The organism is Candidatus Edwardsbacteria bacterium, from assembly GCA_031082425.1.
Taxonomy (GTDB): domain Bacteria; phylum Edwardsbacteria; class AC1; order AC1; family EtOH8; genus UBA2226.
In genome coordinates, this window is the sequence record JAVHLB010000006.1 from 1 (window position 1) to 10,941 (window position 10,941).

The window sequence follows — 10,941 nt, forward strand, 5'->3', positions numbered from 1 at the left end:
CTTCGGCCCGGGAATCCATGCTGCCGGCACCCCATATAAACAGGACGATTAAAACGATCCTTTTCATTTCAACACCAATTAAAGATTTTTTCATGGATACCTACCGAAGAACCGCCATCTTACCGGTCCTCTCCTTGACCTGTCCCCCCTGGGAAACTGTGACCTTATAAAAATAGACCCCATTGGCGACGCCCCTTCCGCTCTCATCACGCAGATCCCATCCAAAAGTACGCACCCCGGAGGTCAATCCCCCCTGGAAGGTCTTTATCAGCCTTCCCGCGACAGTGTATATCTTAAGTTCATATTTGTCGGCCACATCACCCACATAGAAATAAAAGGTCGTGATGTCCCCGTTTACCGGATTGGGATAGTTTGCGATTTCTTTAAGGGCAAACTCGATCTTCACATCATTGAATATTTTGAGGGTGGATTTATTGCCCAAATTATCAGCCGCCCCGGCCTCCAGGCTGTGCCTTCCGTTTTTCAACCGGGCGGAATACACCAGCTGAACACTGTGGCTTTTATCAGGATTGATCGCCAGGCTGTAATCCGGCCGGTTCACTATCTGGTTATCCAATTTAAGCCATATTGAATCGGCATTTATTCCATCCCGGTCCTCGATCATGACTGAATATTGGGGATCGGGAACACTGATAACCTGCCCCCAGCCCACCGCCTGCTGGTCCACCTTGGCGGTTATCTGCGGACCGGTGGTGTCCGTGGAGTACATGGCGGCAAATGTCCCGGACCGGGGAGAAAACCCGGAGATATAGCTGCCGTCAATCTGCGAGGGGATCAGCTGCCAAAATCCGGTTATATCGTCATTCCTGAAAAGTTTAAGATGGTTCAGGTCCGTAGTGCTGTCTATATTATCCAGCTGGAGGGACACCCAAAGCGCCCGGTTGTTTTCAAAAGCCCGGGAGGAATCCGTCAGCCCCACAAAATAGGCCTGCCCCAGGCTGTCAAAGGGGACCAGGCCGGACTGGGCGATGCCGTTTATATCGAACAGCTTCCGCCCGATAATGGCCACCGCGCTGTCGTGCAGGCAGGAATCGGGGAAAAAAGCTTTGATCTTGGAATAATAATCAAGGGTATCCTGATTGTTGCCCCTGGCATCCAGTTGGTAATAATAGAAATCCTGTGACGGCACCCAATAGGCCGCCGAATTGTCGTTGGTGGTATCCTCCTGGGGATACGGCAACACCAGGGTCCGGAGGGGATCTATCCGGTAATAAAGCTGGGTGAACTCCCCCTCGATCGTCCATGGCAGGCTTAACGTCTTTTCCTCTCCGGCGGTTATGGCGTCAATAAGTCCCAGACCCAACAGGGAATCATCGCCGGAACGATGGAAAGATACCGGGATCGAATCGGCATCGATATCCCCCTGGTTCTTGATCGGGGCGTTGATGGTCAACACCCTCTTGCCGCCCAGGTAAACCGACCCCTGAGCCTGGCTGGAGGGGGTCAGATCGGCCCGGCGCAGTATCTTGTGGTTTTCCCAGCGCCCGGTCGTGATATTGCCCAAAGTATCCTGGGCCGAAACACGGAACACCAGGTAGATCTCCGACTGCGAAGGATAGTTTCCCTCCAGCCCGGCCAGGTACAGTTTGCTGTTCAGCCTGGCGGAATCTCCGGACAGGGTCATCAATGACTGATTAAAGACGTTTCCGGTGTCGGTGGTATCGTTGTAGCTTCCCCAGTGCCAGCGGCACCACACCGAATCGATGCCGTCAAGGCTCTGGACTATCCCGGTGATCTGTATGCTGTCGATGTCGGTGGGGGCGGAAGGGATTACCTTGATCCCCGATACGGCCGGCCGGCTGATGCCCAAATATTCCACGGCCACCCAATCGGAATTCTCATCTTTCAGGTATATCTTCAAGTAAGCCTGCCCGGAAAGCGCCGAGTCGGGGATGGTTAGGTACGTTTGGGCCTGCCCCGCCGAGCTGGAGAAGGCATTCTGCGAAACGATTCTCCGCCCCGAGTCATATAATGAAATTACCGCCAGGCCGGGTCCAAAAGGCCCGGTTATTTTTACCTGGGTGGAGTCCCCGGGGAAAACCGCCGTCTGTGATATTTCAACCCTCAACCCGGTATCCGGAAGGGCCAGCCGTACCGCCGGATCGCCCAGCAGGTTATAACTGGCCAGCATGTCCAGGGACTGGCCGGATGGCGGCAGTCCGCCGGACAGGCTGTATTTGGAGGACAAGGCGATGTCTCCAAAATACCGGAACCCCCTCCTATCCCAGGCATCCATGAAGGTGTTTTCCATGACGCAGCCGGTGATGCTGTCCCCGTAGGAAGCTCCGCTGCTGGTGTAAATCCCGATAGCCCCTCCGGGGTTGAAAATGAAAGATTCGCTGATGGAGGTATATAACGGGCTCTCAAAAGCGCCCGAGGAACAGGTGAAAGATCCGATCAGGGGCCACCTCCCCCAGTTATTCAGCCGGGGGACATCATAATACCAGAAGAAGCTCCCGTGCGACCACAGCTGGGCCCCGCCGTGCCCGTAAAACACCGCCACCGCCACCCCCTGATTGAGGCGGCTTATCAGGTCCTCCTTGTTCTGGTAGGCAGAGCCGTGATATACCTTGGCTATATCGTATGCCGGGGAAACCATGGCCGCCAGCTTATCGCTGGGGCTGTAAAAATTATCCTCGACATTCAAGGGCCATCCGGCAACAAACAGGATGTCCTTATGCCACCGGTCCAGGAACAACCGCTGATCATACAACTGGCGTTTGTTGTCCCAAACGGCAAATTCCTGGTTGGAATTCACCGGCAGCCGGCCTATCGACATGTCCGGCAGAAAATCATCTCCCTTGACCCTTACGAAATAATCATCATCAGCCACCCCGCCGTACCAATCGGTCCTGGTTAAATGGACCGGGATCTGGTCGGGCTTGCTGTTACCCATGACATTCCGGGGATCGTAGCTGCCGTCGCCCATCAATAAGACATATTCCGGCTGGATCGACCAGTTTTCAAAAGCGTACTTAAGGTAATCCTTTATTGCTTTGTCCGCTGGTATTCCATCGTTGAACTCGTCGTAGATATCCGTCGTCAGCGCATAGATCGCATTGGGGTAGCTTGCCCCCCGGATCTGGACCATCTTCCCTGCCGAGGCGGTCAATTCATCCGACGTTATGACGACATATTCGGTACCGATGAATGCCGGATCCCTTAAGTTTGACGCTTTGTTCGGCGCCAGATCCCCCGGGGAAAGCCTTTTTTTATTGTCGCTCCGGATGACCACATATCTTTCATCGCCGTATATCCTGTCCTGAAAGGATAGATCGTAATCCAGGCCACTGACCCCCAGGGTTATCGCCGATCCGACTATCTTGCTAATACCCAGCTTGTAAACATCGACGGTGTAGGCCGGCAATCCGGTCAGGGTGTACTGCACCAGGGAATCGGAAATGCTGTTATCGGCGGCGAACGTCAGGTCCCCGCCGGGTACGGCGAAACCCCTTTTATAATCGATTTCAAGCCAGTTGATCAGTATCTTGTTGCTGGTATTGGAGGTGGTATCATGCCTGACTGTCAGACTGTTGGCCCCGTTAATGACTGCTGCTGCCGGGAATTTGGCGCTGAATTCTTTCTCGGTCTGCTCATACCAGGCAAGATCGGCTATCAAATACCCGTTCAGCAGCAGCTGGACATGATGCCAGTCCGTAGTTATTCCGTGCAGGCTGCCCTTGATGATAAAGCTGTCGCCCGAAGAAATATGCGGGGAGGGAATATCGAGGCCTATCACCGCGCTGGCCGGATAATCCAGCCTTTTCCAGAACCACCGGTCGTGCTGATCGCTGTTCAAGCTGCTCAGCCTGTAGAACAGGCTGTCCTTTTCAAAATGGAGGGTCTCGGAAAAGTGGCTGGCCGGTGTCATTCCCGATAGAACCGGGGTTCCCTCCTCCTCCGCCATCCGGGCGCCTAAGGATCCGGTCAATGACAGGTAATACACATTGGCGTTGGAGAACTGATGATAATAGGTGGAGTCGCCCCGGCCGGCCTGCCCATAAAACTCGAAATAATCATCGGGATCGAAAACCCCGTCCGACTGCCCCTTAAAATACAGCGCGACCTCCCGTCCCTTATGGATTATTTTCAATGAGCGGGGGTCGGTCAGACCGGGATTTATTCCCGCGGCCAGCAGGTCGTCATGGCCTACTTTATAGATGCCGTCGCTTTTGATAAACATCTTATACGGCATGGTGTCGCACGATATCTGGCCGGTCTTGGATAAAGCTCGGTAGCCCCATTTTTCAGCCTGTTTGGGGTTGGCTACGGTTCCAAGCAAAACCTTGTTCAGCCGGCTTTGGGCCGGCGGAACACCCTGGGGATAGGTCCCGGTTATTTTATATTCTAGGGTGACCCTGATCCTCCGGCTGAAGATCACCCGGGCGTTGGCCGGGTCGAAAACAACCGGGAAAACAGTTGCCGTCGACACCTTGGTGTTTCCGGCCCAGCCCGGGGCACTCACGCTTGCCGCCTGGGCTGGGTACTGGGCCCTTCCGGAATATATTGTCCGGTCGATCACAAAACCGTTTTCCATCTCGGCCGGAGCCGGGCTGGGAAGAGGAACAATGGGGATATATTCCTTATCCAGCATTTCTATCCGGGTGATGATCGCCAAAGCGTTGTACGGGACCGCCAGCATTACGCTGTGCTGGGGCAAAGAAGGTCTCCCGCAGTCAATGGTGTTGAAACAGCCCTCCACCGATATTTGGTGGTATATTCTATTGCCGGCAAGCACCGGGGAGGTTTTTATAGTGCCCGCCCCGAACTCAAGGATCATTCCGGACTCATCGGATCTGATAATATCGATGTCGGCCAGGGCCGCCGCAGAAAAATAAAGCAGGCCGGCAATGACCGCTGCGTACTTTTTCATTCCTTTACCTCACTACCATAATTTTTGCCACCGCCGAGGCCGCCCCGGAAGTCAATTTAGCAAAATAAATGCCGCTGGGCACTTTCCGGCCGGCCCGGTCCCGGCCGTTCCATTCCAAGGAGTGTTCCCCTTCGGCTAAATCACCGGTTAACAGCGTAGTGACCAGCTGGCCGGCAACATTGTAAACATCCATCCGGCCGTTATATGATATCGGAAGTTGGCCCGACAGGCTGCCGGCAGGTGATGCTATGATATATTTTAGGACCGAACGGTCCGATGTCGGGTTGGGAAAAGTCGTGATGCTGCACCAAGGTTTGATATCACTATCTGACAGGCCATCATCCTTCGGGGGCCAGGGATCTATGAATAAACTTTTGATGAATATATCCGGGCTTTTATTGACTGCCGGCTGATCACCGGTCCAGACCAGATGCATATTGCCCCGGGAATCGGCCGCCACCGAAGGTGATACCGCCCAGGCCCTCTGATCGGTCACCGGCTCCTCCTGTCCCCAGCTGCCGTTGGTGCTCTGCCGGTGATATATCTCGTAGTAGCCGCTGCGGTCATCCGCCCAGAAGATATCCACCAGACTATCCCGGCAGACCATGACCGGGCCCTCGGTCCGGAAAGCAGTGGCGCTGAGAACCGTTTCCGGGCCCCAATTCCGTGACAGGAGGGAATACTTCCGGTAGCATATCTTGGAGCTGTTAAGCGACCAATCCTCCCAGACCACATGGATGTTGCCGAAATTATCGGCGGCTATGGCCGGGCTGAATGCCCCCAGCGAGCTATGACTGATAAGGCTGTCGCCCTCCCAGCCGCCGGCGGACATTTTTCGGAACCTTACCTGAAAGGTTCCGGAGCTGAAATCCTCCCAGACCACCGCCGGCAGTCCCTGGCACATGGTGACGCTCGGCATCCCGCAATAATCGGCATTCTCTCCCAGGACGCCCTCCGACCCCCAGCTGGATCCGGCGTATATCTTATAGTAAACCCGATAAAGGCCGCTCCTCTTATCCTGCCAGAAGGCGAACAGGCGGCCGTCCCCGGCAATGGCGATCGCGGGATTGGTGGACGGACCGGAGCTGACGGTAAGCCTGGTAATTCCGGTCCATTGATTGCTGCTGTATCTCCGGTAGGCGATCTCGAAGTTCTCGATATCGGTGGTGAACTCGTTGGTTTCCCAGGCCAGGTGGAAATTTCCCGCAGCATCGGTGGCGCATGAAGGATACCAGTTGTTGAGCCGGCTGTTGCCGATCAAACCGACCGTGGTGTCGCCGGACCAGACGCTCCCATCGTATCGCTTGAACCTGATCTGGCAGCCCATGTTGTTTGGGCTTGAATAGAAATCGTACCAGGCCAGATAGATGCAATTTTCGAAAACCGCCAGGCTGTGGCTGTTATTGGCCGTAGTGTATGATCCCCCGTCGGAGTTGGTCAGGTTGCTGTCGGCCGTCCAAACCTGGGCATAGGACAGAAGGGAAGCAAATCCAGCGACCGTTATGGTCATAAAAATAATTTTAAGATGTCTCATGAACCACCGTTATCATTTGCGGTTGATATAATAAATGAAGCCGGTATCATCTGGATACCGGCTTCAAAACGACGACAAACTAAAGCATAGCCAGTATCCATAGCTCACCATTTAAAACAAAGATGACTGTGATACTGACATTTAACTGGCTATAAGTGCCCCTTATCATATTTTTCGTTATATTATCGTAAAGTGCGGTATTTGTCAAGGGGAAAAGCGCCACATAAATATATATTTATGCGGCGCTTAAGATGTTATCTGAGCAACACCAGCTTCTTGGTGGCAGTTTTGTTTTCCGTCCCGGAGTTCATCTGCAACCGGTAGATATAGATACCATTGGCTACCTTCTGCCCCCGGCCATCATCCCCCGCCCACTTGATTGAATAGCTGCCGGCAGGTTTATTGCCCGAGACCAGGGTCTTCACCTTTTGGCCCAGGACATTATATACTGCAAGTTCTACTCGCGAATTTGACGGTATTTGATAGCTGATATGGCAGAAACCCCTGGCCGGATTGGGATAAGACGGATGCAGCGCAAAGGATGAGACCACCACGCCAGGCTTGCCGCCGGACACCCCGGTAACGGGACCGATGTCTGTGATCCTGCCCCAGCGCACCACCACATCAGAAATAACGGTATCCATCACCCCGGCCTTATAGATGTGGACATTGTACCGGCCCGGCTCCAGCCCGGCCAAAGTATAGTAGCCGCTATTATCGGTAGCTTCGGTGTTTTTAACCTTCGAGTCGGAGATGGCGCTCACCAAGGCTCCTACCACCGGGCCGTCGGTGGTGGTATTGCAAAGACCGGTTATGCCTCCGGCTTTATACCCAAAATAGATATCATCAGAAATGTAAGTGTCGGCCGTTTTACCGCCAAAGATCCAGAGGCCTACGGAATCCAAAGCCGAGGCCGAATGGTAGGCCGCCGTGATCGGTAGATCGGTGGCCGTTGACCAAGTATTGGCGAAGGGAGTATAAGCCCCGACCTTGTTAAGATATCCATTGCTTGCATCCCAGCCGCCTATCATATACAGGGAATCGTTGAGGGAGGCAGCCGCGCCGAAAGCCACTACCCAGGGGATGGCGGCCCTGCTCGCCCAGGCATTGGTCACCGGATTGTACTTGATGTGCGTTTGAAGTACTGAGCCATCAAGCTTCCGTCCACCAATGCAATGTACCCTTTTTGTCCCCAAGCTGTCTAAAGTGGCAAACCCGATCCCGGCCCGGCCAAATGACGGTCCTCCCAACAGGGCTTTTTTGGTTACCCAGCTGTTAGAACCAGGCAGGTACAATTCCACGGTATCCAATCCGGGGAAGACCTCATTTAAGCCCCCTACGGCATAAACGGTGTCGGCTATGCTGGCCACACCCAAAAACGCTCTGGGGGTGGGCATGCCGGCCAGGCCGGTGACCCAGGCATCACTTCCCGGCACATAGGCTTCGATGGTGGCTAACGGAAGGCTGTCGTTGTCGTAACCGCCGATCACATAGATGATGCTGTCCCCCACCGTGGCCGCTCCCAGCCCATAACGTGACGTAGGCATTGAGGTCAGGCTGGTCCATGGGTCACCCCTAGAAGTGTCGGCTGCCGGATCATAGCAGAAAACTGTGTTGGTGGCGCCCAGATAGTCGCGCCCTCCGAACAAGTAGACCTTCCCGCCGGCCATGGCCGAGGCCGAGCCATATCGCCAGGAAGGCATGGTCGATTTCTTTTGCCAAATCAGGCTGGAGATATTGTTGGCCTGCTTTAGCGAAAGGCTCGCCAAAGACGTGGAATCGGTTACTACCCCGATCCCGGACATCGAATCGGACGCGAACCAATCGACCGAGACCAGAATGTTATAAGTATCAGAGGCCAGGCCGGGAATGCTGTAATGGCCATCTGAACCGCTAATGGCGGAAACGGTATCGGCCGTCCTGGCGGCTTTGATCGTCGCCCCGGCAATCGGAGTGATGCCGTCCAGCTTGGTTATCAGGCCGTCTATCCAGCCGGTCAGGGAATGCATCGTATGATTGATGACCGAAGCAGAATCCCCGGCCAGCATGATGCCGGGCACCGTATCGGTCCGGCAGTAAGGAGCAGTGAAGATCAGGGTATCCCCGGCAGTGATTTCCAAACCGGAAAACTGATAATATCCGGAAATATCGGAAAAAGTGGAGTCACTATTGGCACCCCGGATATAGATCTTGGCCATCTTTACCGGAGTGATCCCATCGGCCCGGACGATGTCGCCCGACAGGTCGGCCCGTGAGGATATCAGGGTCAGGTTGTTTCCCCCATTATCCTGCTCATTGGTGACGGTTACATTGCTCAAGCTGGCAGACAGATAATTCACCGCCGAGGCCACCAGAGAATCGTACAGTCCGCCGGATATATTGCTGATGAAATACCTTCCGTTGTCATCCGCATAGGCCGAGTCAAGAGACGCCACCCCCTGATAGGCCACCACTTTGGCCCCGGGGATCGGCCCCCTTCCCGCGGTCCTTTCCACCATGCCGGAGACCGATCCGGCCAGGGCCGAAATAGCGGCTGATGGATTATTCCAGATATAAAGGGCCGAATCCGAAGCCGCCTGAAGTTCGGCCAGAGTATTTCCCGCCACCACGGCAAAGACCGCTCTGGCGGTATCGCCCGGATCCATGGTCCAGGGGCCGACCGAGGTCAGAACATTCTTGGCCGAAAGCTCCGGCTTGTAATTTTTTACCCAGACACTGGGAAGCCCCAGATAGCGGTATGTCACCCAAACGCTATGGTAATCATCGGAAGAAAAGGGAATGCCCAGGGTGATGGTGCCGGTGGCCGGATCATAACTGCCGCCCGGGTATCTATCTGTATTGCTGTCGTCGTAAACCCCTAATATCTCGACTATTTTGGACAGGTCCAGCTCGGAGATGTCCAGGGTATCATCCTGCGGAAGCCAGGATGCATCATGCATGAATGTTGAATACCTTTCAAAAACCAAAGTATCCGGATCGATCGGCACCGCCAGGCTGATCATCCCGGAGGACTTGTCAAATGACCCTCCGGTATAATAATTAGTGCCGGTGCCGGAGCTGTCCTTGGCCCAATAGACCCCTTCCACATTCTGAACCGCATAGGGATCTATCTGCAAAGTATAGCTATCCCAGGGTGTGGTGATGACCTTGTTGTAATAATAATTATAGGATACCGCCACATTGTTTATCCGGTAATAATAGTCCACATAAAGCTGGGCTCCGCCGTAATAGGGGGTGCCCAGGGTGATCAAGCCGCTGGCCGGATCGAAGCTGCCTCCGGTATAATAGTTGACGCCGGTATCCAGCGGATTGTCATAAACCCCGGCCACCGAGGCCACCGGGATCACCGAGACCGTCAGGGTCAGGGTGTCGCTGGGCCAGACCTCCTCGCTGTTGATCAAGGCGGTCCGGTCGGCTTTGGGCGTCCCCAGATAGATCATCCCCTTTTCGGCATCAAACGATCCTCCGGCGTAATAATTGGTGCCCAGATGGTTGGTATCGTTGACATCCCACACCCCCTCCACATCGGTGATGACCTGTCCGAAGAAATCAAGGCGGAGGGTGTCAAAAGTGGTCACCGGAGCATTGACCTTTTGGATGTCGGCCACATCCGATCTGTTCCGGCTCAGGTAAAAATACTTGCTGTAGGGATTCAGGGGATCGTCGTCGCTGTAAGGCTCCATCCTGAGGCCGAACCAGCTGGAAGCCCCGCTCAGCCCGGCCGGGCTGCCAGAGGGATCCATTGCCTGCAACAATCTGATGCCCAGAAATTGGGGATTGACCCCGTAGCTGTTGGAGCAGGAGAACGAATCGGCCGTGATCCACAGCAGGTTCCGCCCCCCCCCGTTCACCGGATCGGAAGAGCTGTCAAAACCGCAGAAATCGAGGTTGGATGAATTATTGGCGGCATCCCGGAAAACCGTGGGCAGATGGTAAAGCCCGGCATACAGGCTGTCCACCTTTTCTCCCCCGGCATTCTCCAGCTTATAGTTCAGGATGTAAAATTTGTCTATCGGCGAATAACTCCACTGATGCACCGTCAGATCCGCCTTGATGCCCAGCTTAATACCCTGGTTGGCGGCATTGCTGGTGTCCGACCAACCGGCTGAAAGTTCCAGTGGCGAAACAGCCCCCGGGATAGCGGCTGATACCAGGCCGCCGTCGTCATTCCATTCGCTGCTGATAATGCCGTTTCCATCGATATATCCGGCGCTGACCCCGAAATGTTTTTTATTGTCGATGGACCCTCCCACCCACAGGCTGCCCAGTTTCAGCAGCGACTTAGCGTCATGATAGGGAAATAATCCGGCCGGAAGGTACTGGGCGTCGGTGGTATCCCCCATCAGGTTGTTTGATAACAGGTCGGTCCTCAAGGCCCCGGCATTGATGGTGGCCCGGTCGGACTGGGCCAGTCCCCAGCCGGCCGCCAGCGACAAAACAAATGCGATGGACAATAATTTTTTCATGGGTCCCTCCGAATTTTTGATGAATATTTTCATAACAGCTTTAAGTA

General features: G+C 54.6%; 3 protein-coding genes. All 3 read right to left on the reverse strand.

The features are described 5' to 3' along the window. Positions 1 to 100: 100 nt before the first annotated feature. The 3 genes from RDU76_07170 to RDU76_07180 all read right to left on the reverse strand — a co-directional run bounded on the left by RDU76_07170 (position 101) and on the right by RDU76_07180 (position 10,894). Positions 101 to 4,894 carry a C25 family cysteine peptidase gene (locus tag RDU76_07170; protein MDQ7798707.1) on the reverse strand — a complete coding sequence of 1,598 codons (4,794 nt, stop codon included), beginning with the start codon at positions 4,892 to 4,894 and terminating at the stop codon, positions 101 to 103. Positions 4,895 to 4,898: 4 nt separating this feature from the next. Then, positions 4,899 to 6,404, reverse strand: coding sequence for a FlgD immunoglobulin-like domain containing protein (locus tag RDU76_07175; protein ID MDQ7798708.1), 1,506 nt, complete (start codon positions 6,402 to 6,404; stop codon positions 4,899 to 4,901). Positions 6,405 to 6,682: 278 nt separating this feature from the next. Continuing rightward, positions 6,683 to 10,894, reverse strand: a complete 4,212-nt coding sequence (locus tag RDU76_07180) for a carboxypeptidase regulatory-like domain-containing protein (GenBank protein ID MDQ7798709.1) — start codon at positions 10,892 to 10,894, stop codon at positions 6,683 to 6,685. Between the last annotated feature and the right edge of the window lie 47 nt (positions 10,895 to 10,941).